The organism is Actinomadura chibensis NBRC 106107 (genome assembly GCF_001552135.1).
Taxonomy (GTDB): domain Bacteria; phylum Actinomycetota; class Actinomycetes; order Streptosporangiales; family Streptosporangiaceae; genus Spirillospora; species Spirillospora chibensis.
Genome location: NZ_BCQP01000025.1, coordinates 73,730 through 100,105, shown reverse-complemented (window position 1 = coordinate 100,105; position 26,376 = coordinate 73,730). Strand labels below are relative to the sequence as shown.

Genomic DNA, 26,376 nt, shown 5'->3' with positions numbered 1-26,376 from the left:
CCCCAGTTCCCGCGCTCACTCCTTCCGGGTGCGGGTCAGCCCGGCGGCGCGTCCCTTCGCGGCGACGACGAGCGCCATCTTGCGGGACGCCTCGTCGATCATCTCGTCGCCGAGGGTGGCGGCGCCGCGCCCCTCGTCGACGGCGCGCTGGTAGGCCTCCAGGATCAGCTCGGCGTGGTCGTAGTCGTCCTGCTCGGGGGAGAACACGGCGTTCCCGGCCTCGATCTGGGTCGGGTGCAGCACCCACTTCCCGTCGAACCCGAGGGCGGCCGAGCGCCGCGCGACCCGGGTGAACGCGTCCACGTCCCGGACGTTGAAGTACGGCCCGTCGATGGCCTGGAGGTCGTTGGCGCGGGCCGCCATCAAAATCTTCATGAGGATGTAGTGGTAGGCGTCGCCCTCGGTGTACCCGGGCGGCTGCTCGCCCACGACGAGCGTCTTCATGTTCAGGGACGCCATCAGGTCGCCGGGACCGAGGACGAGCGACTCCAGGCGCGGCGACGACGCGGCGATCGCGTCGATCTCGACCATGCTCCGGGCGGTCTCGACCTGCGCCTCGATGCCGATGCGCCCGACCGGCAGGCCCTTCGCCCGCTCGATCTGGGTGAGGAGCCGGTCGAGCCACCGGACGTACGACGCGTCCTCCGCCTTGGGCAGCATGATGACGTCGAGGTTCGCGCCCGCGCCCTCCACGACGTCGATCACGTCCCGGTAGGCCCAGTGGGTGTCGAGGTCGTTGATGCGCACTGCCCGCGTCCTGCCGGACCAGTCGCCCTCGTTCAGCGCGGCGACGACCGTCTGGCGGGCGTCCTCCTTCGCGGACGGGGCTACCGCGTCCTCCAGGTCGAGGAGGATCTCGTCCGCGGGGAGGCCCTGGGCCTTCTCGACGAAACGGGGGTTGCTGGCCGGGACTGCGAGGGTGGTACGTCGAACGCGCATGGCCCGGATGCTATCGACCTGGTGTGAGACGCTTTCGGCATGGGTGAGCTGAACGCCGCGCTGGTGGAGGAGGCGGCCAGGAAATCCGGGCTGATGTGGCTGGACCTGCCCGGCCTGCCGCAGCCGAGGGCCGCCTGGCACGTGTGGCACGAGGGGTCCGCCTACGTGCTGACCGGCGGGGACGGCGAGCAGCCGCTGCCCGGCCTGCCGGAGTCGGCGCAGGTCACCGTGATCCTGCGGAGCAAGGACAAGGGCGGGCGGCTGATCTCGTTCAGCGCCGACGCCGAGCCGGTCGAGCCGGGCTCCGAGCTGTGGGACGCCGTGGCGCCCCTGCTCGCCAAGGAGCGGCTGAACGCGGCGTCCCACGAGGGGCAGGTGGAGCGCTGGGCGGCCGAGTCGTGGATCGTCCGGCTGACCCCGGTCGAGGAGGTCGTGACGGCGGCGGACGGGTACGCGGCGGTGCGTCCCGTCCCGACCCCGGCGACGACGGCGGGCGCCCCGCCCCGCCTGCTCGGCCGCAGGCGCCGCGCCGCCGACCGGTAGCCCGGCGGCCCGTCGTGCCCGGCGGCCCGTCGTGCCCGTCACATGGGCAGGCTGCGGCCCTCGGCGATCGACTTGAGCTTGTCGGGGTTAGCGACGAGGTGGATCGCGTGGATCCGGCCCGCGTCGTCGATCTCGACGGTGGCGGCGCCGATCGGGCCGTCCGGGCCGTCCACGATGAGGGCGGGCTCGCCGTTGAGGTCCGCGCGGCGGAAGCTCATGTCGGCGGGCTCGACGCCCGCGTACGGGCGCCCGACGATCCCGGCCAGCCAGCGGCCGACCTTCCGCGCACCGGTGATGGTCCGGAGGGCCGCCCGGACCTTGCCGCCGCCGTCCGTCCACAGGGTGACGTCGGGGGCGAGCACCTCCATGAGCCGGTTGATGTCGCCGCCGAGGACGACGTCGAGGAACCGCTCGGTGGCCGCGCGCCGCTCCGCGCCCCCGGCCTGGTAGCGGGGCCGCCGCGCCTCCACGTGCTTGCGGGCGCGGGTGCCGAGCTGCCGCACCGACGCCTCGGAACGATCCAGCGCCGCGGCGATCTCCGCGTACGGGAAGCCGAACACGTCCTTGAGGACGAACACGGCCCGCTCCAGCGGGCTCAGCGTCTCCAGGACGACGAGCATCGCCATCGACACCGACTCCGACAGCTCGGCGTCCTCGGCGACGTCCGGGGAGGTCAGCATCGGCTCCGGCAGCCACGGCCCGACGTAGGTCTCGCGGCGGCTCTGCGCCGACCTCAGCCGGTCCAGCGCGACGTTCGTGGTGACCCGGACGAGGTAGGCCTTCGGGTCCTCGACCCCGGACCGGTCGGCGGCCGACCAGCGCAGCCACGCGTCCTGGACGGCGTCCTCGGCGTCGGCGGCCGTGCCCAGCATCCGGTACGCCACCGCGAACAGCAGGCCCCGATGCTCCTCGAAATCCTCCACCAGGACGTCGGTCATGACGCCACCTTCTCATGCCTCCCCCGGGGTCCCCGACCACCCCCGGGCGTCCGGGTCGGCGCGTAGATCATGGGTAGTGTCCAGGCCATGAGCGGAGCTCCGACGCGGGTGTTCATCGCCCGGCTCGCGGGCATCGCGGTGTTCGACCCGTCCGGCGACCAGGTCGGCCGGGTCCGCGATGTCGTGGTCGCGCTGCGCCTCGCGCCGCGCCCGCCGCGGGTGCTCGGGCTGGTCGTGGAGCTCGCGACGCGCCGCACCGTGTTCCTGCCGATCACCCGGGTCACCGTGATCGAGGCGGACGCGGTGATCTTCGACGGGCGGCTGAACGTGCGGCGGTTCCAGAAGCGCGAGTCCGAGACGCTCGTCCTCGCCGAGATGCTCGACCGGACGGTCCGGTTCCGCGACGGCGGCGAGGAGGTCTCCGTGGTGGACGTGGCGATGGAGCCGACCCGCACCCGCGACTGGCTGATCGGGAAGGTCGCCGTCCGCCGCCGCACCGGGCGCGGGCTGCGCAAGCGCGGCGAGAGCCTGGTCGTCGACTGGGACGAGCTGGAGGGCTTCTCCGCCGTCGAGCACGGCCAGGGCGCGGCCGGGCTGATCGCCGCGTTCGAGCGGATGAAGCCCGCCGACCTCGCGAACATCGTCCACGAGCTGCCGGAGAAGCGGCGGACGGAGGTCGCGCTCGCGCTGGACGACGAGCGGCTCGCCGACATCCTGGAGGAGCTCCCCGAGGACGACCAGGTCGAGATCCTCGGCAAGCTCGGCGTGGAGCGGGCCGCCGACGTCCTGGAGGCGATGGGCCCGGACGACGCCGCCGACCTGCTCGGCGAGCTGCCGACCGAGCAGCGGGAGCGGCTGCTGACGCTGATGGAGCCGCAGGACGCGGCGCCCGTCCGCCGCCTGCTCACCTACCCCGACCAGTCGGCGGGCGGGCTGATGACCACCGACCCGGTGATCGTCGCGCCGGACGCGACGGTCGCCGAGGCGCTCGCGCTGATCCGCCGTCCCGACCTCAACCCGGCGCTCGCGGCGCAGGTGTACGTGTGCCGCCCGCCGACCGCGACGCCGACCGGCCGCTACCTCGGCACCGTGCACTTCCAGCGGCTGCTGCGCGAGCCGCCGCCGACGCTGGTCAGCGGCATCGTGGACGCCGAGCTCGACCCGCTGCGGCCGGTCATGTCGCTGGAGGCGGTGGCGATGTTCCTCGCCACCTACAACCTCGTCGCGGGCGCCGTCGTGGACGAGAACGGCCACCTGCTCGGCGCGGTGACGATCGACGACGTCCTCGACCACCTGCTGCCCGAGGACTGGCGGGAGGCGGCGATGGACGCCGCCGCCGAGGAGTCCTCGGATCCCGAGGAAGAGGCCCTCCGGGGGGACACGTGATGACGACACGCCAGATGACGGCCCGCCTGGACCAGCCGAGGGAGGTCCGCCGCACGCTCGTCCCGCGGGTGCACTACGACCCCGAGTCGTTCGGACGGCTGTCCGAGCGCATCGCGCGGTTCCTCGGGACGGCGCGGTTCCTCGTCTACATGACGGTGTTCGTGACCCTCTGGCTCGGCTGGAACTTCCTCGCGCCCGCCTTCCTGAGGTTCGACCCGTACCCGTTCATCTTCCTGACGCTGATGCTGTCGTTGCAGGCGTCCTACGCGGCGCCGCTGATCCTGCTCGCGCAGAACCGGCAGGACGACCGGGACCGCGTCCAGTACGAGCAGGACAGGTCGCGCAACGAGCGCACCATCGCCGACACCGAGTACCTGACCCGGGAGATCGCCGGGCTGCGGGTGGCGCTGAACGAGGTCGTCACCCGCGACTTCCTCCGCTCCGAGCTCCAGCAGATCATGCGGGAGATGGACGCCAAGGACCATCCGACGCCCTGACCCGGGCCCCGCGCGGTCAGGCGCGGGCGGGGACCTCGTCGTCGGTCAGCTGGTCGTCGGTGAGCTGGTCGAGCAGGTGCCCGAGGGTGCGCAGGTCGGGTTCGTCCAGGTGGCCGAGCAGGTAGTCGCGGACGCCCCGGCGGTAGGTCGGGGTGGCCTCGTCGAGCCGGTCCCGCCCGGCGGCGGTCAGCACGGCGTAGAGGCCGCGGGCGTCGCTCGGGCAGGACTGCCGGACGACCAGCCCCGCCCGCTCCATCCGGTCGACGAGCCTCGTCAGGCCGCTGCGGGAGAGCAGGACGCGGTCGGCGAGGTCGTTCATCCGGAGGCGCCCTCCGGGGGCCTCGCCGAGGTTCGTGAGCACGTCGTAGGAGCCCGGCGCGAGACCGTGCCGGGCCAGCAGGTCGGCCTGCAGCCGGCGGGCGATCCGCGCGTGGGCGCGCAGCATGGCGCGCCAGACGCTCAGCTCGGTGGCGGGCAGGGTGCCGTCGGTCACGGCTCGATCGTACGCCGGACCCCCTGATTAACAGGGAGGCCGCCCGGGTTCATACCATGGGTGCATGGCCTCCCAGTTGACGACCGAGCAGGTGACCGCGGCGCTCGCCACGGTGCTCGATCCTGAGATCCGCAAGCCGATCACCGAGCTCGACATGGTCAAGGACGTCGACATCGCGGCGGACGGCGCCGTCCGCGTGGGCGTCTACCTGACCGTGGCCGGGTGTCCCATGAAGGACACGATCACGAAGAACGTCACCGAGGCCGTGTCGAAGCTCACGGGCGTCACGTCCGTGCGGGTCGACCTCGACGTGATGAGCGAGGAGCAGCGCAAGGACCTGCAGACCAAGCTCCGCGGCGGCGAGCCCGCCAAGGAGATCCCGTTCGCGAAGCCGAACTCGCTGACCAAGGTGTACGCGGTGGCGAGCGGCAAGGGCGGCGTCGGCAAGTCGTCGGTCACCGTGAACCTGGCCGCCGCGCTCGCCGCGCAGGGCCGCAAGGTCGGCGTCGTCGACGCCGACATCTACGGCCACTCGGTGCCCCGGATGCTCGGTGTGGACGCGCCGCCCACCAAGGTCCAGGACATGATCATGCCGCCGTCCGCGCACGACGTGAAGGTCATCTCCGTCGGCATGTTCACCGCCGGGAACCAGCCGGTCGTGTGGCGCGGGCCGATGCTGCACCGGGCGCTCCAGCAGTTCCTCGCGGACGTCTACTGGGGCGACCTCGACATCCTGCTGATGGACCTGCCGCCCGGCACCGGCGACATCGCGATCTCCGTCGCGCAGCTGCTGCCGTCCGCGGAGATCCTCGTCGTCACGACCCCGCAGCAGGCGGCCGCCGAGGTCGCCGAGCGGGCGGGCGCCATCGCCGCGCAGACCCACCAGCAGGTCGTCGGCGTGATCGAGAACATGGCGTACCTGACCTGCGCGCACTGCGGGGAGCGGCAGAACATCTTCGGCGAGGGCGGCGGCCAGACGGTCGCGGACGCGCTGACGAAGACGCTCGGCACCCGCGTCCCGATGCTCGGCCAGGTGGAGATCGACCCGCGGCTGCGGGAGGGCGGCGACGAGGGCGTCCCGCTCGTCCTGTCCGACCCCGACTCGGGCGCCGCCAAGGAGCTGCGCACCATCGCCGACAAGCTCGCGGGACGTTCCCGCGGCCTCGCCGGGATGTCGCTCGGCATCTCCCCGAAGAAGCGCTGACCTCCGGCCGCGGGCCCGGGAGCCGGGCCCCGGAATCGGGCAGGGAAGGCCAAGAGGGACGGCACGCAAAGCGAAGGCCGACCACGCGAAAGCCCCGCCGGGTCCGCCCGGCGGGGCTTTCGCGTCGTCGTTCCGGGACCGGGCTCAGGTGGCCTCGTTGTCGAACGGCGGCCGCTCGCCGAAGTCCAGTTCCGAGCCGCTCGCCGCCGTCGCGTAGGACGGTTCGTTGTCGAAGAGGCCGCCGTCCTTGCCGTTCACGAAGCCGTCCTCGTCCTCGAACAGGTGCTTGCGGACGAACGTCTTCGGGTGCAGGTCGGTGATGTCGAAGTCCTTGAACTCCGGGCCCAGGCCCTCCTGCAGGTCGGCCTTGGCGCTGTTCGCCATCTCCCGGAACTGCCGCAGCATCCGGCCCGCCTGCCCGGCGACCTGCGGCAGCTTGTCACCGAAGATGACCAGGGCGAGGACGACCAGCACCGCCATCTCACCGAGCCCGACGTCGAACACGCGTCCTCCACACACCGCCGAAGGGGACCGGCCGCGCGGCGGACCGGTCCCCACAGCGTATCCCGCGCCCGGATGAACCGGACCTGAACAACGTCCACGCCACTTCCGGGGGCGAATCCCCCGGGATCACTCTCAGTCGGCGCTGAGCGTCACCTCGACGCTGCTCTCCTTGCCGCCCCGCTGGTACGTCACCTTGATCTTGTCGCCGGGGGCGCGGCTGCGGATCTGCGCGATCAGGTCGGTCGCGTCCTCGATCGGACGGTCGTCGATGGCCGTGATCACGTCGCCGGGCTTCAGGCCCGCCTTGTCCGCCGGGCCGCCCTTGGTGACCGGGTCCTGGTTGTTGACCGGCTGCGGCATGATGCGGGCGCCGCCGTCCTGGTACCGGGGGTCGGGGAGGACGCCGAGCTTGGCCTGCTTCACGCTGCCCGTCCTGATGATCTCCTCGGCGATCCGCTTGCCCTGGTTGATCGGGATCGCGAAGCCGAGGCCGATGCTGCCGCTCTGCTGCTCGCCGCCGAGGCCCTGGCCGCCGAGCGTCGCGATCGCGGTGTTGATCCCGATCACGCGGCCCTTGGCGTCCACCAGCGGGCCGCCCGAGTTGCCGGGGTTGATCGCGGCGTCGGTCTGGATCGCGTTCAGGTAGGACGCGTCGCCGCCGCCCTCGCCCTGCGTCGGCACCGCGCGGTTCAGCGAGCTGACGATGCCGGTCGTGACCGAGCCCTGCAGGCCGAGCGGCGAGCCGATCGCGATCACCGGGTCGCCGACCGCGATCTTGCTGGAGTCGCCGACGGCGAGCGCGGGCAGCGAGTGCTGGCCCTCGGGCTTGAGGACGGCGACGTCCGAGCTCGGGTCGGCGCCCTTGACCGTCGCGGGCAGCGTCTTCTTGTCGTTGAAGACCATCTGGATCTGCCCGCCGCCGGCGCCCGCGACGACGTGGTTGTTGGTGACGACGTAGCCGCCGTTGACGATGAAGCCGGTCCCGCCGACCTCGCCCTGCGAGGACTGCACGCGGATCATCACGACGCTCGGCAGCACCCGCTGCGCCACCCCGGCGACCGAGTCCGGCGGACGGGCCTGCACCTTGGTGTCGCTGCTGTCGCTGCCGCCGAGGCTGACCGAGCCGCCGTCATCGTCGTCGCCGGTCGCGATCACGCCGACCCCGGCGCCGACCGCGCCCGCCACCAGCGCGATGATCAGCGCGACGACGGCGAGCAGGCCGAGGCCCGGACCGCCGCGCGAGGCGGACGGAAGCGCGGGCACCGGCGCCCAGTTCGGCCCGCCGGGCGGCATCCCGTACCCGGCCATCGGCCGCGGCCCGGGACCGCCAGGGCCGCCGGGGCCGCCGGGTCCGGGAGGGGGGCCCATCGGCGCGGGCGGCGGGCCCATCGGCGGGCCGCCCGGACCGCCCCCGGGCGGGGGCGGCGCGTGGTGGGACTGCTGCGGCCAGCCGCCGTACGGCTGGCCGTGCTGCGCCGCGCGCGGGTCCTGGTCGTAGGGGACGAACCCGGGCCGCCCGCGCTCGGCGGAGGAGTCCGCGGCGGGCTTGTCGAGCGGGACGGGCGGCGGGGGCTGCGGCATGTCGTGGGGCGGGGCGTCCTGCACCGGCACCTCCTGCGGTCCGAGGTCGGACGGGGAGCCGGAGGAGCCCTGCGGTCCCCGGGAGCCGGCCGAGGCGGTGGAGCCGTTGGACAGGACGTCCTCGCTGGTGTCCGGCGGTCCGGGCGGGCCGTCCGGCGGGGCGAACCCGCCCGCGACGAGCCGGTCGGAGCCGTTGTCGGCCGCGCGGTCGCGGCCGGGCTCCGGGTCGTCGTCGGCGGCGGCCGCGGAAGCCGGTTCGGGGCCGGAGCCGGAGGCAGCCTCCGCGCCGGGCGCCTGGCCGGGCTCGGGGTCGTCCACCGGCTGGTCCAGGGGGAGCTCCTGGTCGGTCACCGTCTCGGGAGGAGCCGCCGCCTCCTGCCGTTCAGGCTCCCGGCCGGGGACGGGGTCGTCGTCCCCCAAGGGCGCCCCGACGGGCCCGCGGTTGTCTTCCGTCATCCCCATCTCTCCTACCGAGCATGGTTCTCGTCATCCGTGCTCATCGTGCCCCGAATGGCATGTGGCGAGCATAAGACCTTAGGGCAAAGGCCCGGCCCGCGTGATCATTCGCTTCGACGCGGAATCAGTCGAACGGGTTCACCGAGCTCGCGAGGCGGTGCGCGCCCCGGGAAACCCGCGTCCAGAACGGGGTGGAGCCGCCCGGCATGCTCGCCGCGACGGCCACCGCGGTGCTCTGCGGGGCGTCGGTCAGCACGGTGTAGACGTAGCCGTCGCCCGCGGAGACGGCCCAGCGCCGCAGCTCCTCGCGGCGGAACACCGTCCGGCCGCCCCGGACGCCGCGCCGCCAGCCGGTCATGGCGCGCTCGTCCAGGTGCCCGCGCTGCACGAACACCGACACCGACGCGAGCCCGTCGGAGTAGCTGAGGTGGACGGGCCCGTCGTCGCCGGGCGTCTCGCGGCGCGCCTCGTAGAGGGCGAGGTGCCCCGGCAGGTCCTTCGGCAGGGGCCAGCCGCGCTCGCGGAGCCCCGCGAGGTCGGCGCGGTCCAACCGGTCGCCCCACAGGGCGGCGACGTGCCCGGCGCGGGCCGCGTCGGTGCCGGAGCCGGGGAACCGGGAGATCCCGCCGCGGGTGCCGCCGAGGCCGTAGGGCGCGGCGACCTTCGCCGGGACGGTGTAGCTGATCTCGGTGAAGCCGCTGACGACCACCGGGTGGCCGGTCGCGTCGATCAGCTCGCGGTGCAGCACGATGCCGGTCTGGGCGTCGATCCAGAAGCGTCCGGCGGCGGTGCCGTCCGCGCGGCGGGCCTCGACGACGCGGGCGCGGCGCCCGCAGACCGTCGTGTCGGCGCCGCGCACCACCGAGTAGTTGCGGGTCAGCAGGGCGAGCGTCGCGGACGTGAGCCCGGCGTCGCCGCCGCCCGCCGGGTCGGGCCGCAGCACCTCGCCGGTCGAGCCGGTCGAGCCGCCCGTCCCGGAGCGGTAGCGGACGCCCTCGCCGGGCGTGTGCGACACCGCGACCAGGGACGTGCTCGACCGGTTGCGGCTCCACGTCGTGAGGAACCGGCGCCCCTCGTAGGGGACGCGCCGCGCCGCGTCGGCGGCGGCGCGCAGCAGGCCGACCGCGCCCGGGTCGCTGCGCACCCGGCGGACCGCGGCCGGGTCGCCCGCGAGCGCCCCGGCCAGCGCGAGGCCGCAGGCGAGCCCGCAGGCGAGGACGGAGGTGCGCCGTCCCGGTCGGGTGAGGGTCGAGGCGCTCACGGCCCCGGGGAGACCTGGACCTGGTTGACCGGGTCGGTGAGCGGGTCGGTCATCGGCGCGTCGCCGGAGGTCAGCGCGTGCTCGACGGCGAACCGGTCGAACGCGGGGGTGACGGCGGGGGCATCCTGCCCGCCGCCCGCCGCGTACGAGGCGGCGCCGAGCCCGATGAACAGCGTCGCGGCGCCCATGACCAGGTAGCGGCGCCGGGGATGGACGCGCAGCGCGGCGGCGTGCCCGCCGGGGCGGTTGTCGCGCGGCCGCCCGCCGGACGGCGGCCGGGCCGGGCGGGTCGATGATCGCAGCGGCCGGGCGGAGTGCCGCGCCGCGGCCGGGACGGTCGGCGCCTGCTCGGAGGGGACCCCGCCGGACGGCCCGGACGCGCCGGACGCGGGCAGCGAGCGCAACCGGAGGAGGAAGTCAGGGGACGGCAGGTCGTCGGCGCCGTCGGTCGCCGGGGTCTCCGAGAGCCCCCGCAGCCGGCCCTTGAGCCTGCGCAGCGAGGCGACCTCTTCCCTGCACCGGTCGCAGCACGCGAGATGGGCGAGCGCGCGGTCGCGCTCCTCGTGCCCCAGCTCACCGTCGACCAGAGCGGTCAGACGTTCCCCCAGACAGCTCACGCGCCCCTGCCTTTCCGGGGGGCGCCCCCGAGACCCCCGCTGAGGGGCCGCCATGATCCTCGCTTCGCCGCGGTCATGCCGCCCCGCCTTCCCGGGGGACGCCCCCCAGACCCCCGGCGGGGGACCGCCATGAACCTCGCTTCGCTGCGGTCATGCCGCCCTCCGTAGTTACCGTCCTGTCACACCCGCGCGGTCCCGCCCCGCGCGGTAAGCACAGCTTTACACGCCCTCCGGCTGCGGCCGGACGGGCCCGGGCAGGGCCGGGTCCGCCGCGCGCGGCGGCTCGCCGTCGTCGGCCGGGCCGAGGCCCGCGACGGCCTCCGCCGCCTCCACGGGCTGGAACTCGTTGCGCGTGCCGGGGCGCCGGCGCGTCGGCGCGCGGTGCTCCAGGGCGGCCCGCAACTGGGCCCGGCCCCGGTGGATGCGGCTGCGCACGGTCCCGAGCTTGACGCCGAGCGTGGCCGAGATCTCCTCGTAGGAGAGGCCCTCGATGTCGCACAGCACCACGGCCGCGCGGTACTCGGGGGCCAGCGCGTCGAGCGCGGCCTGGACGTCGGCGTCGAAGTTGCTGTCGTCGAACGCCTGCGCCGGGGTCGGCTCGCGGCCCTGGAGGCGTTCGGCAGCGTCGTCGGCGAGCCCCTCGAAGCGGATGCGCTGGCGGCGCCGCGCCATGTCGAGGAACAGGTTGGTGGTGATCCGGTGCAGCCAGCCCTCGAACGTCCCCGGCGTGTAGTTCGACAGGGACCTGAACACGCGGACGAAGACCTCCTGCGTGAGGTCCTCCGCGTCGTGCTGGTTGCCGGTCAGCCGGTAGGCGAGCCGGTACACGCGGGCGCCGTGCTCGCGGACGACCTCGTCCCAGGACGGCGGTGCCCATTCGGCTTCCGGGGCGTTCTCACGCGAGCGCGCGGCGCCACCGATCCCCTGCCCGGGGCCGACCCCCACAGCGCTTCTGAAACTGAGTGCTGCGACTCCCATGGTGCCGGGCTGTTCCTCTCTCGTAGCCAAGGTCTCGCCTTGGAACGGCACGGTCTCGCCTGGGCTGGGGCGGTGCTGGACCGACTCGGATCTCGTGGGTTCGACCCGTCCGGCGGACAGATCCCTTCAGCGGCTACAACGCGCTGGAACCCCGGTTGGTTCCCCGTCAACGATATGGTCTTTCCAGCATGAGCCAGGCGGGGGTCCCTTGAGGAGGCAGCCATCGACGCCGATCAGGCCACCCGGGCCTTTGTGGAGGGGTTCCTCCCGGAAGACGAGCCGCTGCTCGACGCGAGGCGCCGCGGCGAGGAGGTCGGGGCGTCCCCGATCGGCCCGGCGGGCGGCGCCGCGCTGCGCTTCCTCGCGACCCTGCTCGGCGCCCGGACGGTCGTGGAGGTCGGCTCCGGCTGCGGCGTGTCCGGCGTCTGGCTGATGCGCGGCATGCCGAAGGACGCGGTCCTCACGAGCGTCGACATCGACCCCGAGAACCAGCGCCTGGCCAAGCAGGCGTACCGGGAGGCGGGGCTCGGCGCGTTCCGCACCCGGATGATCGTCGGCCCGGCGCTCGAAGTGCTGCCGCGGCTCACCGACGGCGCCTACGACATGGTGTTCTGCGACGCGCAGAAGCGCGAGTACCCCGAGTACCTCCTGGACGCGCTGCGGCTGCTGCGGCCGGGCGGCGTCGTCGCGTTCGACAACGCGCTGTGGGGCGGCTGGGTCGCCGACCCCGACCGCCGCGACCCCGACGTCGAGGCGATCCGCGAGGTGCACCGGATGATCCGGGACGACGACCGGCTCGTCCCGCTGCTCGTCCCGGTGGGCGACGGCCTGCTGTGCGCCGTCAAGCGCGATTGACCACGGACCGCCCGGCCCCTGAGCCGTCCGAGGTCTTCGCGGTACGGCAGCGGGTGACCTGGCGCGGAACGTGGCGGCTCGTCGCGTTCTTGATCCTGTTCCTGGCGGCGGTGGCGTTCGTCGCGGGCGGGATCGTCCGGGGCGCCGGGGTGGGCAGCGTCACGACCACGGTGCTCGGCGCGGCCGGGCTCGCGATGTTCGGGGCGGGGCTCGCCGTGTCGGCCGGGGGGATGCTGACGCGGCGTCCCGTCCTGGAGCTCGCCGGGGACGGGGTGCGCCGCCCGGCCCGCTGGCCGCTCCCCCGCCGGTCCGGCCGCACGCTCCCCTGGCCGGACGTGGCGGCGATCGCGGCGCTGCGGCGCGGCGCCGGCGGCACCCGCCGCGGCGAGCAGGACTACCTCGTCTTCCTGCCCACCGAGGAGCTGGCCGAGCTGGCGCGGACGTCGGAGCGGCCGCATCTCGTCGCGCTGACCATGCGGGACGTCCCGGCCACGGCGGCGGCCGTCCCGTGGTGCTTCGCGGTGGACCAGGGCTGGGACGCGACGCTCGCGCAGGTCGTCAAGCAGGCGAAGCGGTTCCACCGCGTCCCGGTGATCGACCGCCGCACCAAGTAGCCGGGGGCTCAGGCGGTCAGCCAGCGGAGCAGCAGCCGGGCTCCGAAGCCGGTCGCGCCCCGGCTGATCTCGGCGTCGTCGGACGTGGCGCGGCCGGGCCCGGCGATGTCGAGGTGCGCCCAGGGGACGCCGCCCGTGAACTCGCGCAGGAACAGCGCCGCAGTGATCGACCCGCCGCCGTAGCCGCCGCGCCCGATGTTGTTGATGTCGGCGACGTCGGAGTCGATCGCGGCGCGGTAATCGGCGACGAGCGGCAGCCGCCAGACCGGCTCGCCCGCCGCCGCGCCCGCGTCGGTGAGCGCGCGGGCGAGGTCGTCGTCGGTGGCGAACAGCGCGCCGTGGCGGAGCCCGAGGGCGACCTTGGCCGCACCGGTCAGCGTCGCGACGTCGACGATCGCGTCCGGGGCCAGCTCGGCGGCGGCGTAGGCGATGGCGTCGGCGAGGACGAGCCGTCCCTCGGCGTCGGTGTTCAGGACCTCGGAGGTCGTCCCGCCGTAGTGGGTGATCACGTCGCTCGGCCGCATCGCCGACCCGGACGGCATGTTCTCGGCGGCGGCGACCAGCCCCGTCACGCGGGCGCGGACGCCGAGGCCGCGCAGCGCGCTCATCGCGGCGATGACCGCCGCACCGCCCGCCATGTCGGTCTTCATCGTCTTCATGTTGTCGTTCGGCTTGAGCGACAGGCCGCCGCTGTCGAACGTGATGCCCTTGCCGACCAGCACGACGTGCCGGTCGGGCGTGCCGTCCGGGAGGTAGGACAGCTCGATCAGCCGGGGCGGGCGGGCCGATCCGGCGCCGACCGCGAGGATGCCGCCGAAGCCCTCGTCCAGCAACTCCTTCTCGCCGCGCACGCGGACGGCGAGGCCCGCGTCAGCGGCGACCCGCTCGGCCTGCGCGGCGAGCCAGGACGGGTCCTTCTCGCGGGACGGCGTGTTGGCGAGGTCGCGGGCCAGCGCGGTGGCGCGGGCGCGGACGGCGCCGAGCTCGATCGCGGGCGCGGCGGCCTCGGGCCCGGCCTCGGTCAGCACGGCGAGCGTGCCGAGCGCCCGCCGCGCGGGCGGCGCGCCGATCTTGAACTCGTAGGAGGCGAGCAGCGCGCCCTCGACGAAGGCGGCGAGGTCGCCCTCGGGGACCCCGGCGACCAGCGCCGTCCGGCCCCGGCCGCGGCGGGCCAGCGCGGCGCCCGCCTTGCGCAGGTCGGCCGGCGCGGCATCGCCGACCCCGTACAGCAGCAGCTCGCGCACCCGGTCGCCGACGCGGACCTGGGTGGCCGTGATCTCGCCGGGCTCGCCCTTCGCGCGGTGCAGGTCGAGCAGCTCGTCGAGCGTGAAGGGCAGCGACTCCGCGACCTCGGCGGCGGGCGCGACCGGGCCCGGCCGGACGGGCACCGCGACCGCCTCGGCCCCGAGGTCGGCCGCGGTCTGCGACACGGTGCCGGAGGCGCCGTGGATGCGGGTCTCGATGGGCATGGCGGCGGGTTCCCCCCGTGGTCGGTGGAGCTCCGTGATCCGGTGGAGCTCGGTGGTCGGTCACGCTCGGATCAAGCTCGGCTCAAGCTGCGGGCGGGCGGGCGAGCGAGCGGGGCCGGGCCCGGGGACGGCAAGGGCCCCGGCGGAGCCGCCGGGACCGTCGCCGACCAGACCGGGAACGGCGGAGGGCCTCAGCCCGCGACGTCTCAGCCCACGACGTCCTTGAGGGCCTCGCCCAGTTCCTTCGCCTCGTCGGCGGAGAGCTCGACCACGAGGCGGCCGCCGCCTTCGAGGGGGACCCGCATGACGATTCCGCGTCCCTCCTTGGTCACCTCAAGCGGACCGTCTCCCGTCCGCGGCTTCATCGCCGCCATGCGTACATCCCCTTCCTGGGTAGGGCCGCGGCCTCGCACACCGTTGGCCGCGTGGCCGCGTGTCGCATCCGCGTCATCAGTAGTGGTCCATTATCTCGTCTTCCGGGCGCGAAGTGGTAACGATCAGCCTCCAGATCAGAAGTCCGGGGTGTTCACGGGGGTCGCGGACACGCGTTTCGGCGCCCTCCGGCAGGGCGTTGCGGACGCCGCGCGGGCCCCTCCCGGGCCCCCCGCCTCCGGGTTCGGCGGCGGCCGCCTGGGAAGATCTCCGGAGGACCCGGGACGACGCGTGAAGGTGGCCGCCGATGGCTGAGACCGTGCTGTACGACGTGACCGACGGCGTGGGGACGATCACCCTGAACCGTCCCGACGGGATGAACTCGCTGACGGCCGAGATGAAGGAGCTGCTGCGCGCGACCGTGGTGCGCGCCGCCGCCGACCCGGCCGCCCGCGCGGTGGTCCTCACCGGCGCGGGCCGCGCCTTCTGCGCCGGGCAGGACCTGCGCGAGCACGCCGCGAACCTCGCCGCCGGGAAGGGCCTGGACGACACCGTCCGCAGGCACTACAACCCGATCGTGCTGGCGCTCGCCGGGATGCGCAAGCCGGTGGTGGCGGCCGTGAACGGGGTGGCGGCGGGCGCGGGCGCGTCGCTGGCGTGGGCGTGCGACCTGGTCGTCGCGTCCGACCGGGCGCGGTTCGCGACCGCGTTCACCGGGATCGGCCTCGCCCCGGACTCGGGCATGTCGTGGACGCTGCAGCGCCTCGTCGGCCGCGCGAAGGCCGCCGAGCTGCTCCTGCTGGGCGAGCCGCTGACGGCGCCGGAGGCGCTGGAGCTCGGGCTCGTGAACCGGGTCGTCCCGGCGGACGAGCTGGCCCCCGCGTCCGTGGAGCTGGCGCGGCGGCTCGCGGCCGGGCCGACGGCCGCCTACGGCGCGGTCAAGGCGGCGCTCGACTTCGCGGCGACGCACGACCTCGCGGCCGCGCTGGAGCGGGAGGCCGAGCTCCAGGACGAGTGCGAGAAGACGAGCGACCACCACAACGCGACCGACGCGTTCCTGAACAAGGAGAAGCCGGTCTTCGAGGGCCGCTAGCCCCACGCCGCCGGGTGGGGCCTTCCCCACCAGCGGGTGGGGAGCGTGCGCCAGTGTGGAGCGGGGGTGCCGGGCGGTTGGCTGGACGGCATGACACAGACGACCGCCGCACCCCCTGCCGGGCACGTCCACGACCTCGTGGCGACCGCTCGCGACGTGGTCAAGTCGTACGGGACGGGCGACGGCGCGGTGACCGCGCTGCGCGGCGTCTCGGCGGCGTTCCCGCGGGGCCGGTTCACCGCGATCATGGGGCCGTCCGGCTCCGGCAAGTCGACGTTCCTGCACTGCATGGCCGGGCTGGACACCGTGTCCTCCGGCTCGGTGCTCATCGGCGACGTCGACATCACCAAGCTGTCCAGGACGCGGCTGACGAAGCTGCGCCGCGACCGGCTCGGGTTCGTGTTCCAGTCGTTCAACCTGCTGCCGATGCTGACGGCGGAGGAGAACATCCGGCTGACCGGACGCCTCGGCAACCGCCGCGCCGACCGCCAGTGGTTCAACGAGATCATCGACGCGCTCGGTCTGCGCGAGCGGCTGGACCACCGGCCGAGCGAGCTGTCCGGCGGGCAGCAGCAGCGGGTCGCGGTCGCGCGGGCCCTGCTGACGCGCCCCGAGGTGCTGTTCGCCGACGAGCCGACCGGCAACCTCGACTCCCGCTCGGGCGCCGAGGTGCTCGGGTTCCTGCGCGGCGCCGTGGACGCCTACCGGCAGACGGTGATCATGGTGACGCACGACCCGGTCGCCGCCGCGCACGCCGACCGGGTGCTGTTCCTCGCCGACGGGATGATCGTCCGGGAGCTGCTCGCGCCGACGATCGACCAGGTCCACGCCGCCATGCGGCGGATGGAGGGCTGAGCGGCATGTGGCTCATCGCGCGCCGCTCGTTCGCCGAGGGCTGGGTCCGGCTGCTCGCCACGCTGCTGGCGGCGCTGTTCTCGATCGGCCTGATGGCGGGCTCGCTGCAGTTCACGCTGCGGGCGCAGGAGGCGGTGTCGGGCAGCGACGCCAGCGAGTACTCCCGCTCGGACGTGCTCGTCCTCGGCGGGACGTCCGACCCGGGCGACCCGTACGCGACGCCGGACGGCCGGGTCGCGCTGGCCGACGTGGCGGGGCGCCCGGGCGTCGCGGCGGCGGCCGGGGACGCGCTGGTCCCGGTCACCGCGTCCGGGAAGGGCGGGAAGGCGATCACGCCGCCGGCCGGGGCCGGGACGACCCTGCGCCCCTGGACGTCCGACGCCCGCCTCAGCCCGTACCGCCTGGAGTCGGGGCGCGCGCCCGCCGCCGACGGCGAGGTCGTGGTCACCCGGCACGTCGCCCGCGCCGGGAAGCTCGACGTGGGCGACCCGGTCCAGGTGACGCTGCCGAAGCAGGGCCGGACGTGGAAGGTCGTCGGCGTCGCCACCGTGCAGGGCCGCGGCGCGGTCGCGAGCGGGGACCTGCTGCTCGCGCCGCCGGAGACCGTCCGGCAGGCCGCCGGGCTGCCCGCCGGGGTCTGGCAGGGCGTGTGGGTGAAGGCCGCGCCCGGCGTCGCGCCCGCGACGCTGCGCGCCGACCTGGCCCGCGACCTGCGCGGCAAGGACGTCACCGTGCGGACGGCGGCCGACGTGCGGCGCTCCCAGTCCGCCGAGCTGGCGTCGGCGGGGGTGTCGCTCGGCGGCGTGATCGGGATGCTCTCGTCCGTCGCGGTGTTCGTCGGGCTGTTCGTCGTGGCGAACACGTTCGGGACGCTCGTCCGGCAGCGGACCCGGCGGCTCGCCCTGCTCAGCGCCATCGGCGCGACGCCGCGGCAGATCAAGCGGCTGATCCGGCTGGAGGCGCTCGCGCTCGGCCTGGTCGCGTCCGCGGGCGGGGTGCTCGCCGGGTACCCGGTGGCGGGGCTGCTCACGAGGCTGTTCGCGCAGGACGGCTTCGACATCAGCGCGGCCGACGTCCAGTTCGGCTGGATCGCGCTCGCCGCGCCCGCCGCGGCGGGGGTGCTCGTCACCCAGCTCGCCGCGTGGCGGGCGGCCCGCCGCGCCGCGCGGATCTCGCCGATGCGGGCGCTGCGCGCCGCCGCCGCCGACACGGCCGGGCGCCGCTGGCCCCGGCTGCTCGGCGCCCTCGCCGTGTTCGCCTGCTCCTGGACGTTCTTCGGGGCGATCTTCGCGATCCGGTCCGAGGAGCCGCCGGGACCCGAGCGCACCGTCGGCACGTCGATGCTGGTGCTGATGGGGTGCATGACGGTGGTGGCGGCGCTCGCCGTCCTCGCCCCGTTCTTCGTCGGCCCGCTCGGCGGCCTGGTCGGCCGGATCGGCACGGCGGTCAGCGGCGAGGCCGGGCGGCTCGCCCGCGCCACGATCACCCGCAGCCCGCGCCGGGTGTCGTCGGCGGCGTCGTCCCTGATGCTCGGCGTCGCGCTGGTCTCCACGACCGCGCTCATGGTCCTGTCGGTGAACGACCGGTTCGAGGAGGCCGGGACGCGGGTGATGCGGGCCGACCACGCGATCGCCGCGACCGGGATGACGTCGTCCGGACCGGCGCCGCTGCCCCGCGACACGGCCGACAGGGCCGCCGCCGCGCCGGGCGTGTCGCACGCGATGGCGCTCACGACCACGGAGGCGAGGCTCGTCGACCCGCCGCCGAAGCCGCTGCCGGACGAGGAGCCGGAGCCGTACTACCTGATGGTGACCGGGGCCGACCCGGCGGCGCTGCCGTCGGTGCTCGACCTCGGCGGGAACCTGCGCCCGCTGCGGCCCGGCGAGATCGGCCTGTCCTCCACGGTGCTGAAGGCGCAGAAGATCAGGAAGGGGCAGCGGATCGTCGTGCGCGCCGCGCGGGGCCGGGTCGCGCTGACCGTGGCGGGCGCCTACCACGACCCGTCGCACCTGTTCGCCGACCAGGCGCTGGTGTCGTCGGCCACCATGGACGGCCTCGACCCCGGCGCGGCCACGCAGGCGGTCCTCGTGCGCGGCGGGACGAAGGCCGGCCTGACTCGCGCGGTCGCGGGCGTCCCCGGCGTGGAGGTGCTCGACCGGTCCGGCTACGTGAAGACGGCCGCGAGCGGGATGACGAAGGGCCTCCGGGTCGTCTACGGCTTCATCGGGATGGCGCTCGTCCTCGCCCTGTTCGGGATGGCGACGACCGTGTCGATGAGCGTCGGCGAGCGGACCCGCGAGTTCGGCCTGCTCGGCGCGGTCGGCGCGACGGTGACGCAGATCCGGTCGATCGTCCGGTGGGAGGCGGCGACGGTCGTGCTGCTGGGCGTCCTGCTCGGGTTCGGCTCGGCGCTCGGGACCGTCCTCGTGATGCACCTCGCGACGGGCAGCTCGTTCTTCTCGGCCGCCCCGCCGTGGTGGCTGGTCGCGCTGGTCACGGCGGGCGCGGCGGCGGTCACGCTGGCGACGTCCGCGCTGCCCGCGCGCCGCGCCGCCGGGATCCCGGTCCTCGAAGCCGCCAAGGCGGAGTGACCCGGCCGGGCGCGGGGTCAGGGACGGTAGGCGCCGTGGCGGTGGCAGCCGGTCAGGTGGTCGTCGACGAGGCCGCACGCCTGCATGAGGGCGTAGGCGGTGGTGGGGCCGACGAAGCGGAAGCCGTGCTTCTTCAGCTCCTTGGCGAGGGCCTTGGACGCGTCGGTGTAGGCGGGCACGTCGGCCATGTCGGTGTAGGCGGGCGAGGCGGGGTCGGCGTACCGCCAGGCGGTCTCGGCGAGGCCGCCGGGCAGGTCGAGGGCGGCGCGGGCGTTGGCGATCGTCGCGTCGATCTTGGCGCGGTTGCGGACGATGCCCGCGTCGGCCATCAGCCGCTCGACGTCGTCCGGCCCGAACGAGGCGACCTTCTCGGGGTCGAACCCGCAGAAGGCGGCGCGGAACGCCTCCCGCTTGCGCAGGATCGTCAGCCACGAAAGCCCCGACTGGAACGCCTCCAGGCACAGCTTCTCGTAGAGGCCCACGTCGTCGCGGACGGGACGGCCCCACTCGTCATCGTGGTAGGCGACGTAGTCGGGGGCTGACAGGCCCCACGGGCAGCGGGCCAGCCCGTCGTCGCCCGGGATCGCGGTGCTCATCCGTCCCGTTCTACCCCACGCCTCCGACAGAACGGTCGTCGAGCGTCTCCGCCAGGGCGGCGAGGCGGCGCAGCCCGAGCCGCATGAACGCCCTCACGACGGGACCGGCCGCCAGCCATCCGGCGCGGCCGAGCGGCCCGAGCGGAAGGTCGACGCGCTCGGCCCACACGACGCGGCTCCCCGCCCCCTCGGGGACGACCTTGAACCACGCCTCGCCGCGCACCACCCGCCCGGTGTGCTTCACCGCGACCCGGCGGCCGGGCCGCCAGTCGGTGATCACCATCGTGTCGAGGAAGCCGACCGGGCCGATACCCGTGAACGCGCGCAGCCCGTCCCCCACCTTGTCGCCGCCTTCGGCGCGGGTGAACGGCATCCAGTCGGCGTGCCGGGGCCAGTCGGTGAGGACGGCGAAGAGGCGGTCGGCCGGAGCCGCCGAGACCGCCTCCGCGTGGACGGCGACCGCGCTCACGGCCGCTCCTCCCCCGGCCCGCCGACCTGCTCGCTGGGCGCGTCCTCCCGCGTCTCCTCCTGGGGCGCGGGCGGCGCGCCGTTCGGGACGGGATCCTCAAGCCCGTGCAGCGCGCCGATCGGCTCGGCGGAGGCGTCCCCCGGGCGGTGGCGCATGTCGTGCAGGCGGCGTTCGAGCGAGGCCACCCGGGCGTCGCGCTCGGACAGCGCGGACGCGAGCCGCCGCAGCGCCTCGTCCGTCACCTGCGGCTGGTAGCCCCAGAGGGTACGGGGCAGGCGGATGCGGACGACGTCCGGCGCGGTGACAGGACGGCCGTCCGCGCCGAGCGGCAGCGGCGGATGGTCGGGATGGGTCCCGGCCAGCTCGCCGCCCCGGCCCATCGCGAGGGCGACGACGGCGCCCAGCACGGCCAGGCCGGCCAGGACGAGAACCACGACCACGATCAGCTCCTTCTCCCCGTGTCCCCTACCCGAGGACGATTCCCGGACCCAGATCGTGCCACGCTTGGCGGCATGGGGTTGCGAGAGCGGAAGGTCGTGGCATGGGACGCGCCCGTCCCGGACGGCGCCGTGGACGCGGGAACGGCGCCCCCGGCGGCCGAGGTGGAGCGGCTCGCCGCCGCCGGCGCGGAGGTCCTCGTCACGCTGGGGACGGACGCGCGGGAGCCCGATCCGAGGCTGCTCGCCGCCGCGTCCGTCTACGCGTGGCTGGGCGCGGCGCTGTTCCGCGTGCCCGCCGCGCAGGCGGACGGCGTGCGCCAGGTGCTGGACATGGTGGCGTCCATCCAGGGCGTCAGGCCCCCGGCGGTCGCCCGCCGGGGGCTCGCCTAACCGGCTGGGCTCCCGGAACGGAGCGCCAGCGGAGTGGAGGGAGTCCAGCCGGCTTCTCGGGGGTGTGGGGGTCGCCCCCCACAAGGTCAGCCGCGGAGGCGGTGCCAGGGGCCGGTGATCGCGAACGTGGCGCCCGGGTCGGACTGCCGGTTGGCGAACAGGATGCGGCCGTCCGGCGAGAACGTGACACCGGTGAACTCGCTGTCGTTGAGGGCGTTGCGGGCCATCGCGAACGGCTTGTTCTTCCGCGTGGTGCCGATGAGGTACTGCTCGCCGTCGCCGTCCTCGGCGAGGATCACGCCGCCGCCGTACGGGGAGACGGTGATGTTGTCCGGGCCGTCGAAGCGGCCGCCCGGCTTGAAGATGAGCTGGAGCTCGATCTCGTTCCCGCGCGGGTCGTACGTCCAGACCTGGCCCGCGTGGTCGCCCGCCGCGCCGTCGGACTTCTTCGAGTAGCTGCACACGAAGTACGCCTTGCCGTGGCCCCACCAGGCGCCTTCGAGCTTCTGGCTGCGCGTGACCGTGTCGAACTGCTTGCGGGTGGAGGTCGCGGCGGCGGACGGGTCCGGGACGGGCAGCCACTGGGCGCGCAGCCGCGTGCCGGGCTCGGTGACGAGCGACAGGTCGGGCACGCCGGGGACGTTCAGCGCCTCCAGCTTCCCGCCCGCCTGGTAGGCGTGGTAGCCGCCGTGGTGGGCGCGCGGGAGGAACCGGTAGAGCAGCCCGAACGGCTTGGACGCGTCCTCGGTGAGGTAGGCGGTGAGCGTGTGCGGGTCGACGGCGACGGCCTCGTGCGCGAAGCGGCCGAGCGCGGTCAGCGGCACCGGCTTCGTCTTCTTCCCGTACGGGTCGACCTCGAAGACCCAGCCGTGGGACTTGGTCTGGCCCGTGAAGCCCTCGGTCTCCTCGCAGGTCAGCCACGTCCCCCAGGGGGTGCGGCCGCCGGCGCAGTTGGTGGCCGTCCCGGCGAGGCTGACGTACTGCGAGACGAGGTTCCCGTCGCGGTCGACCTCCAGCGTGGTGGTGCCGCCGTTGGCGGCCGGGTCGTAGGTCAGCGCGGCGGGCGCGACGGCGCGGGTGCCGTTGTTGCTCTGCTCGTGGTTGCGGACGAGCAGCGTGCTCCCGTGCTTGCCGCCGTGCCCCTGGCCGTGACCGCCCTGGACGGGGAAGGTCGCCGTCCCGTCGTGGTGCCCGGGGACGACCACGCCGTTGGAGATCGGGTCGCCCTCCACCGACAGCGTCTTGTACGAGAAGCCCTTGGGCAGGTCCAGGACGCCCTTCGGGTCGGGGATCAGCGGGCCGTAGCCGTACGCCTCTCCGGTGTCGGCGCCCGCGGAGGTCTGGAAGATTCCGTCCAGGCTTCCGGCGAGCGCGATGGACAGCGCGCCGGCCGCGCCGCCCTTGACGACTCCGCGACGGGTCACGGACATGGGCACTCCTTCACGTGAGGACATCACGCGGGAGCCTGGTCGCCGCCCCTGAACCGGCGGTGAACGAGCACCGGCGGGGCGGCAAACCCCCAGGACAATCTTGACTCAACGGACAAATGGAACCGCGAGCCCGCTCTTTTCGGACGGTCCGCACGGTCCACCCGGCGGTCCACCCGGCGGTCCGCTCACAGGTACCGGCGCTGGGCCTTGCGCTCGTCGTCGTAGCGGGCGCGGGCGGCTCGGGTGTCGTCCAGCTCGGCGACCTCGGCGACGGGGACGTCCCACCACGCCTCGCTGTCCGGCGCGGGGACGAGCGGGTCGGTCTCCACGTGCACGACCGTCGTCCGGGGCGAGGCGATCGCCGTCCGCAGCGCCTCCCGGAAGCTGTCGGCGTCGTCCGCGCGCAGGACGTCCGCGCCCAGGCTGGCGGCGTTGGCGGCGAGGTCGACCGGGAGGACGTCGCCGTCCAGCCCGGTGGCGGTGCGGGCCCGGTAGCGGGTGCCGAACCGCCGCGCGCCGACCGACTCCGACAGGTTCCCGATCGAGGCGTAGCCGTGGTTCTGCACCAGGACGACGACGAGCTTCACGCCCTCGGCGACGGCCGTGGCGAGCTCCTGCGCCATCATCAGGTACGAGCCGTCGCCGACCAGGACGAACACCTCGCGGTCCGGCGCGGCCATCTTCACCCCGAGCCCGCCCGCGATCTCGTAGCCCATGCAGGAGAAGCCGTACTCGACGTGGTAGCCCTTCGGGTCGCGGGCGCGCCACAGTTTGTGCAGGTCGCCGGGCATGGACCCGGCCGCGCACACGACCACGTCCCGGGGCCCGGACTCCGCGTTGACGATCCCGATGATCTCCGCCTGCGCGGGCGGGACGCCGTGGCCGCGGGCGTACGCGTCGTCCACGACGGCGTTCCAGTCGGCCGCGAGGACGCGGGCCCTGTCCCGGTGCTCGACCGGGACCTCGTAGCCGCTCAGGGCCGCGTTCAGCGCCCGGATGCCCTCGCGGGCGTCCGCGACGACGGACACGCCGCCGAGCTTCACCGCGTCCGGCCGGGCGACGTTCACGTTCACGAACCTCACGCCCGGGTCGGCGAACAGGCTGTGGGACGCGGTCGTGAAGTCGCTGTAACGGGTGCCTATGCCGACCACGACGTCCGCGTCGCGGGCGAGCGCGTTCGCGGCCGTGGAGCCCGTCGCGCCGACCGCGCCGACCGCGCGGTCGTGGTCCCAGGGCAGCGCGCCCTTGCCCGCCTGCGTCTCCGCGACCGGGATGCCGGTGCGCTCGGCGAACGCGCGCAGCTCGGCGGTCGCCCGCGAGTAGATCACGCCGCCGCCCGCCACGATCAGCGGACGCCGCGCCGTCCGCAGGACGGCCGCCGCCTCGTCCAGCGCGGCCGGTTCCGGGACCGGGCGCGCGAACCGCCACACGCGGGGCTCGAACAGCTCGTCCGGCCAGTCGTACGCCTCGGCCTGGACGTCCTGCGGCAGCGCCAGGGTCACCGCGCCGGTCTCGGCCGGGTCGGTCAGCACGCGCATGGCCGCCATGAGCGCGCCGGGCAGCTGCTCCGGACGGTTCACGCGGTCCCAGTACTTCGACACCGGCTTGAACGAGTCGTTGACCGAGACGTCGTAGGAGCGGGCGTCCTCCAGCTCCTGGAGCACGGGGTTGGCGCGCCGCGTCGCGAAGATGTCGCCCGGCAGCAGCAGGACGGGCAGCCGGTTGATCGTCGCCAGCGCGGCGCCGGTGACCATGTTCGTCGCGCCGGGGCCGATGGACGTCGTGCAGGCGAACGTCTCCAGCCGGTCGTGCATCCGCGCGTACCCGGCGGCGGCGTGCACCATCGCCTGCTCGTTCCGCGCCATCAGGTACGGGAGGTCGGCCGAGCGCTCCAGCAGCGCCTGCCCGAGCCCCGCGACGTTGCCGTGCCCGAAGATCCCGAAGCAGCCCGCGAAGAAGCGGCGGCGCTCCCCGTCCCGCTCGGAGTGCTGCGCCGCCAGGAAGCGCACCACGGCCTGCCCGACCGTCAACCTCATGATCGTCCCTCCGCCGACGTCAGGGGCAGCCGGGGGTCGACCGGCTGCCCGTCCCAGGTGCCGCGGATCCAGGCGTGCGCGGGATCGTCGCAGATCCGCCACGCCCGCTCGGTCCCCGGCCCGGCCATCACGTTCAGGTAGTACAGGTCGTGCCCGGGCGCGGCCATCGACGGGCCGTGCCAGCCGTGCGGGATCAGCACCGCGTCCCCGCTGCGGACCTCGGCGAGCACGTCGATCGGGCGCTCGGGCGTCCCGTAGACGCGCTGGTACGCCATCCCCGAGTCGCCCGCGACCTCGAAGTAGTAGATCTCTTCGAGCACCGACTCGCCCGGACGGTCCTCGTCGTGCTTGTGCGGCGGGAACGACGACCAGCACCCGCCCGGCGTCAGGACCTCGCACGCGATCAGCTTCTCCGCGAACGGGAAGCCGTCCGGGGTGCCGAAGTTGTTCACCTGGCGGCTCGCCGCGCCCGCGCCGCGCAGCTCCACCGGGACGTCCTCGGCCGGGACGTAGCGCGGTTGGAGGCGCGTCTCGCAGCGGGCCCCGGCGAGCGCGAACCGTCCCCGGCCGCCCAGCCGGACGCGGGCGTCGCGCGGCACGTAGGCGAAGTCGCTGACCCTGCTGAACACGCTCTCGCGCCCGGCCAGCGCGAACCGCTCGCCGTCACACTCGACCGTCCCCGACCCGGCCAGCGGCAGGACGATCGTCTCGAACTCGCCCGTGTCGAACTCGTGGACCCCGCCGCCGTCCGGCAGGTTCAGGACGCGCAGCGCCGAGTAGCCCCATCCGGCCGACTCCGGCGTCACGACCAGGTCGTAGGTGTCGTCGCCCGCCGTCCCGGCGGGCAGGTAATGCTTCACAGCACCTCCACTGCGGCGTCCACGGCTCCGGCGACGTCGCCGTCCGCGGGGTAGAGAAGGGAGCGGCCGACGACCAGGCCGCGGACGGTCGGCAGCCGCAGCGCGCGGCGCCAGCCGTCCAGCGTCCTGCGCGGGTCGGCGGACACCTCGCCGCCGAGCAGCAGCGCGGGCAGCGTCGACGCGGCCATCACGCGCTCCATGTCCTCGACGACCGGCACCTTCAGCCACGTCCGCGCCGACGTCGCGCCGAGCCCGGACGCGACCGACACGGCCCGGATCATCGCCTCCGGCGACAGGTCGTTGCGGACGCGCCCGTCCACGCGGCGCGAGATGAACGGTTCGACCATGGCCATGAGCCCATACCCCGCGAGCGCCGTCACGGCCCGCGCGCAGCCCTCCAGCGTCCGGGCGGTCGCCGGGTCGGAGTCGTCGATGCGGAGAAGCATCTTGCCGCCGTCCAGCCGGGACGCGGCGATGGCGTCGGCGTCGTAGGCGGTGAAGCGGTCGTCGATCTCGAACGACGTCCCCGCCAGACCGCCCCGGTTCATCGAACCGATCACGACCTTGCCGTCCAGCACGCCCAGCAGCAGCAAGTCCTCGATCACGTCCGGCGTGCCGAGCACACCGTCCACGCCAGGACGCTCCAGCGCCACGCACAGCCGGTCGAGCAGCTCGCCGCGGTCGGCCATGGCGAGCGGGTCGGGCCCGGCGGCGAGCGCGCCGCGGGCCGGGTGGTCGGCGGCGACGAGCATGAGCCGCCCGGACGCGCCGAGCGGTTCGGTGCGCTTCGTGCGCCGCTCCGCCGCCTCGGCGATGGCGCCGGGACGGAGCGCGCGTGTCTCGGCGAGCCGGGCGACCCGGTCCGCGTTCGTGTCCGCGTTCGTGTCCGCGTTCGTGTCGGCGTTCGTT

Annotated in this window: 27 protein-coding genes; 10 read left to right on the top strand and 17 right to left on the bottom strand. The window is 74.6% G+C overall.

The window, feature by feature from the left end; translation table 11 throughout:
* Nucleotides 1–15: 15 nt before the first annotated feature.
* Nucleotides 16–939 (bottom strand): HpcH/HpaI aldolase/citrate lyase family protein, encoded by a 924-nt coding sequence (locus ACH01S_RS15090; RefSeq protein ID WP_067891205.1) that lies wholly within the window; start codon nucleotides 937–939, stop codon nucleotides 16–18.
* Nucleotides 940–978: 39 nt separating this feature from the next.
* Here ACH01S_RS15090 and ACH01S_RS15085 point away from each other — a divergent pair, with 39 nt between their 5' ends.
* Nucleotides 979–1,482, top strand: a complete 504-nt coding sequence (locus tag ACH01S_RS15085) for a hypothetical protein (protein ID WP_067891202.1) — start codon at nucleotides 979–981, stop codon at nucleotides 1,480–1,482.
* Between the two features lie 38 nt (nucleotides 1,483–1,520).
* Here the strand turns inward: ACH01S_RS15085 and ACH01S_RS15080 are convergent, their stop codons facing one another.
* Entirely contained in the window at nucleotides 1,521–2,420 is a 900-nt protein-coding gene (locus ACH01S_RS15080) for an RNA polymerase sigma-70 factor (RefSeq protein ID WP_067891199.1), read from the bottom strand.
* Nucleotides 2,421–2,507: 87 nt separating this feature from the next.
* Here ACH01S_RS15080 and ACH01S_RS15075 point away from each other — a divergent pair, with 87 nt between their 5' ends.
* Both ACH01S_RS15075 and ACH01S_RS15070 read left to right on the top strand, forming a co-directional pair.
* Nucleotides 2,508–3,806, top strand: coding sequence for a magnesium transporter MgtE N-terminal domain-containing protein (locus tag ACH01S_RS15075; RefSeq protein ID WP_067891196.1), 1,299 nt, complete (start codon nucleotides 2,508–2,510; stop codon nucleotides 3,804–3,806).
* Nucleotides 3,806–4,303, top strand: a complete 498-nt coding sequence (locus ACH01S_RS15070) for a DUF1003 domain-containing protein (RefSeq protein WP_067891193.1) — start codon at nucleotides 3,806–3,808, stop codon at nucleotides 4,301–4,303. The genes ACH01S_RS15075 and ACH01S_RS15070 overlap by 1 nt, the downstream gene beginning before the upstream one ends.
* Nucleotides 4,304–4,319: 16 nt before the next feature.
* On the opposite strand, the gene ACH01S_RS15065 is transcribed toward ACH01S_RS15070, so the two are convergent.
* Complete coding sequence (locus ACH01S_RS15065) at nucleotides 4,320–4,796, bottom strand: MarR family winged helix-turn-helix transcriptional regulator (protein WP_246236635.1); 477 nt, start codon at nucleotides 4,794–4,796, stop codon at nucleotides 4,320–4,322.
* Between the two features lie 64 nt (nucleotides 4,797–4,860).
* Between ACH01S_RS15065 and ACH01S_RS15060 the strand changes: the two genes are divergently transcribed.
* Nucleotides 4,861–6,000, top strand: a complete 1,140-nt coding sequence (locus tag ACH01S_RS15060) for an Mrp/NBP35 family ATP-binding protein (RefSeq protein WP_067891190.1) — start codon at nucleotides 4,861–4,863, stop codon at nucleotides 5,998–6,000.
* A 144-nt stretch (nucleotides 6,001–6,144) separates the two neighbouring features.
* On the opposite strand, the gene ACH01S_RS15055 is transcribed toward ACH01S_RS15060, so the two are convergent.
* From ACH01S_RS15055 to sigE, 5 genes are all read right to left on the bottom strand, one after another.
* Nucleotides 6,145–6,504 (bottom strand): sec-independent translocase, encoded by a 360-nt coding sequence (locus ACH01S_RS15055; RefSeq protein WP_067891187.1) that lies wholly within the window; start codon nucleotides 6,502–6,504, stop codon nucleotides 6,145–6,147.
* A 132-nt stretch (nucleotides 6,505–6,636) separates the two neighbouring features.
* Nucleotides 6,637–8,541 (bottom strand): S1C family serine protease, encoded by a 1,905-nt coding sequence (locus ACH01S_RS15050; RefSeq protein WP_083980711.1) that lies wholly within the window; start codon nucleotides 8,539–8,541, stop codon nucleotides 6,637–6,639.
* Between the two features lie 124 nt (nucleotides 8,542–8,665).
* A complete protein-coding gene (locus ACH01S_RS15045; protein WP_067891184.1) occupies nucleotides 8,666–9,802 on the bottom strand; it encodes a MucB/RseB C-terminal domain-containing protein in 1,137 nt (378 codons plus the stop codon).
* Nucleotides 9,799–10,419 carry an anti-sigma factor family protein gene (locus ACH01S_RS43525; RefSeq protein WP_067891181.1) on the bottom strand — a complete coding sequence of 207 codons (621 nt, stop codon included), beginning with the start codon at nucleotides 10,417–10,419 and terminating at the stop codon, nucleotides 9,799–9,801. Before ACH01S_RS43525 ends, ACH01S_RS15045 begins: the two co-directional genes overlap by 4 nt.
* Before the next feature lie 219 nt (nucleotides 10,420–10,638).
* Nucleotides 10,639–11,397 carry an RNA polymerase sigma factor SigE gene (gene sigE / locus ACH01S_RS15035; protein ID WP_370671571.1) on the bottom strand — a complete coding sequence of 253 codons (759 nt, stop codon included), beginning with the start codon at nucleotides 11,395–11,397 and terminating at the stop codon, nucleotides 10,639–10,641.
* Between the two features lie 252 nt (nucleotides 11,398–11,649).
* Here sigE and ACH01S_RS15030 point away from each other — a divergent pair, with 252 nt between their 5' ends.
* Together ACH01S_RS15030 and ACH01S_RS15025 are read left to right on the top strand one after the other, a co-directional pair.
* Complete coding sequence (locus ACH01S_RS15030) at nucleotides 11,650–12,252, top strand: O-methyltransferase (protein WP_067891178.1); 603 nt, start codon at nucleotides 11,650–11,652, stop codon at nucleotides 12,250–12,252.
* Nucleotides 12,249–12,866 carry a hypothetical protein gene (locus ACH01S_RS15025; protein WP_067891175.1) on the top strand — a complete coding sequence of 206 codons (618 nt, stop codon included), beginning with the start codon at nucleotides 12,249–12,251 and terminating at the stop codon, nucleotides 12,864–12,866. The genes ACH01S_RS15030 and ACH01S_RS15025 overlap by 4 nt, the downstream gene beginning before the upstream one ends.
* An 8-nt stretch (nucleotides 12,867–12,874) precedes the next feature.
* Here the strand turns inward: ACH01S_RS15025 and ACH01S_RS15020 are convergent, their stop codons facing one another.
* Both ACH01S_RS15020 and ACH01S_RS42225 read right to left on the bottom strand, forming a co-directional pair.
* Nucleotides 12,875–14,335 carry a leucyl aminopeptidase gene (locus ACH01S_RS15020; protein ID WP_067891172.1) on the bottom strand — a complete coding sequence of 487 codons (1,461 nt, stop codon included), beginning with the start codon at nucleotides 14,333–14,335 and terminating at the stop codon, nucleotides 12,875–12,877.
* 206 nt (nucleotides 14,336–14,541) lie between these two features.
* Nucleotides 14,542–14,709, bottom strand: a complete 168-nt coding sequence (locus ACH01S_RS42225) for a DUF3117 domain-containing protein (protein ID WP_083980698.1) — start codon at nucleotides 14,707–14,709, stop codon at nucleotides 14,542–14,544.
* A 305-nt stretch (nucleotides 14,710–15,014) separates the two neighbouring features.
* Here ACH01S_RS42225 and ACH01S_RS15015 point away from each other — a divergent pair, with 305 nt between their 5' ends.
* The 3 genes from ACH01S_RS15015 to ACH01S_RS15005 all read left to right on the top strand — a co-directional run bounded on the left by ACH01S_RS15015 (nucleotide 15,015) and on the right by ACH01S_RS15005 (nucleotide 19,246).
* On the top strand, nucleotides 15,015–15,800 hold the full coding sequence (locus ACH01S_RS15015; RefSeq protein ID WP_067891169.1) for an enoyl-CoA hydratase-related protein: 786 nt from the start codon (nucleotides 15,015–15,017) through the stop codon (nucleotides 15,798–15,800).
* A gap of 90 nt (nucleotides 15,801–15,890) precedes the next feature.
* A complete protein-coding gene (locus tag ACH01S_RS15010; protein ID WP_067891166.1) occupies nucleotides 15,891–16,655 on the top strand; it encodes an ABC transporter ATP-binding protein in 765 nt (254 codons plus the stop codon).
* Nucleotides 16,656–16,660: 5 nt separating this feature from the next.
* On the top strand, nucleotides 16,661–19,246 hold the full coding sequence (locus tag ACH01S_RS15005; protein ID WP_067891157.1) for an FtsX-like permease family protein: 2,586 nt from the start codon (nucleotides 16,661–16,663) through the stop codon (nucleotides 19,244–19,246).
* A gap of 17 nt (nucleotides 19,247–19,263) precedes the next feature.
* On the opposite strand, the gene ACH01S_RS15000 is transcribed toward ACH01S_RS15005, so the two are convergent.
* Genes ACH01S_RS15000 through ACH01S_RS14990 form a run of 3 tightly spaced genes read right to left on the bottom strand, consistent with a single transcriptional unit; the run spans nucleotide 19,264 to nucleotide 20,751 of the window.
* Nucleotides 19,264–19,842, bottom strand: coding sequence for a DNA-3-methyladenine glycosylase I (locus ACH01S_RS15000; RefSeq protein ID WP_067891154.1), 579 nt, complete (start codon nucleotides 19,840–19,842; stop codon nucleotides 19,264–19,266).
* Nucleotides 19,843–19,852: 10 nt separating this feature from the next.
* Nucleotides 19,853–20,311 (bottom strand): SRPBCC family protein, encoded by a 459-nt coding sequence (locus ACH01S_RS14995; RefSeq protein WP_067891151.1) that lies wholly within the window; start codon nucleotides 20,309–20,311, stop codon nucleotides 19,853–19,855.
* Nucleotides 20,308–20,751 carry a hypothetical protein gene (locus tag ACH01S_RS14990; protein ID WP_083980697.1) on the bottom strand — a complete coding sequence of 148 codons (444 nt, stop codon included), beginning with the start codon at nucleotides 20,749–20,751 and terminating at the stop codon, nucleotides 20,308–20,310. Before ACH01S_RS14990 ends, ACH01S_RS14995 begins: the two co-directional genes overlap by 4 nt.
* 72 nt (nucleotides 20,752–20,823) lie before the next feature.
* Between ACH01S_RS14990 and ACH01S_RS14985 the strand changes: the two genes are divergently transcribed.
* Nucleotides 20,824–21,141, top strand: a complete 318-nt coding sequence (locus ACH01S_RS14985) for a hypothetical protein (protein WP_067891146.1) — start codon at nucleotides 20,824–20,826, stop codon at nucleotides 21,139–21,141.
* An 86-nt stretch (nucleotides 21,142–21,227) separates the two neighbouring features.
* Here the strand turns inward: ACH01S_RS14985 and ACH01S_RS14980 are convergent, their stop codons facing one another.
* The 4 genes from ACH01S_RS14980 to ACH01S_RS14965 form a co-directional block, all read right to left on the bottom strand.
* Nucleotides 21,228–22,571, bottom strand: coding sequence for an alkaline phosphatase PhoX (locus tag ACH01S_RS14980; protein ID WP_067891143.1), 1,344 nt, complete (start codon nucleotides 22,569–22,571; stop codon nucleotides 21,228–21,230).
* Nucleotides 22,572–22,756: 185 nt separating this feature from the next.
* Nucleotides 22,757–24,607 carry a 3D-(3,5/4)-trihydroxycyclohexane-1,2-dione acylhydrolase (decyclizing) gene (gene iolD / locus ACH01S_RS14975; protein ID WP_067891141.1) on the bottom strand — a complete coding sequence of 617 codons (1,851 nt, stop codon included), beginning with the start codon at nucleotides 24,605–24,607 and terminating at the stop codon, nucleotides 22,757–22,759.
* A complete protein-coding gene (gene iolB, locus ACH01S_RS14970) occupies nucleotides 24,604–25,467 on the bottom strand; it encodes a 5-deoxy-glucuronate isomerase (RefSeq protein ID WP_067891138.1) in 864 nt (287 codons plus the stop codon). Before iolB ends, iolD begins: the two co-directional genes overlap by 4 nt.
* Nucleotides 25,464–26,282, bottom strand: a complete 819-nt coding sequence (locus ACH01S_RS14965; protein ID WP_067891372.1) for a Cgl0159 family (beta/alpha)8-fold protein — start codon at nucleotides 26,280–26,282, stop codon at nucleotides 25,464–25,466. The genes iolB and ACH01S_RS14965 overlap by 4 nt, the downstream gene beginning before the upstream one ends.
* Nucleotides 26,283–26,376: the final 94 nt, after the last annotated feature.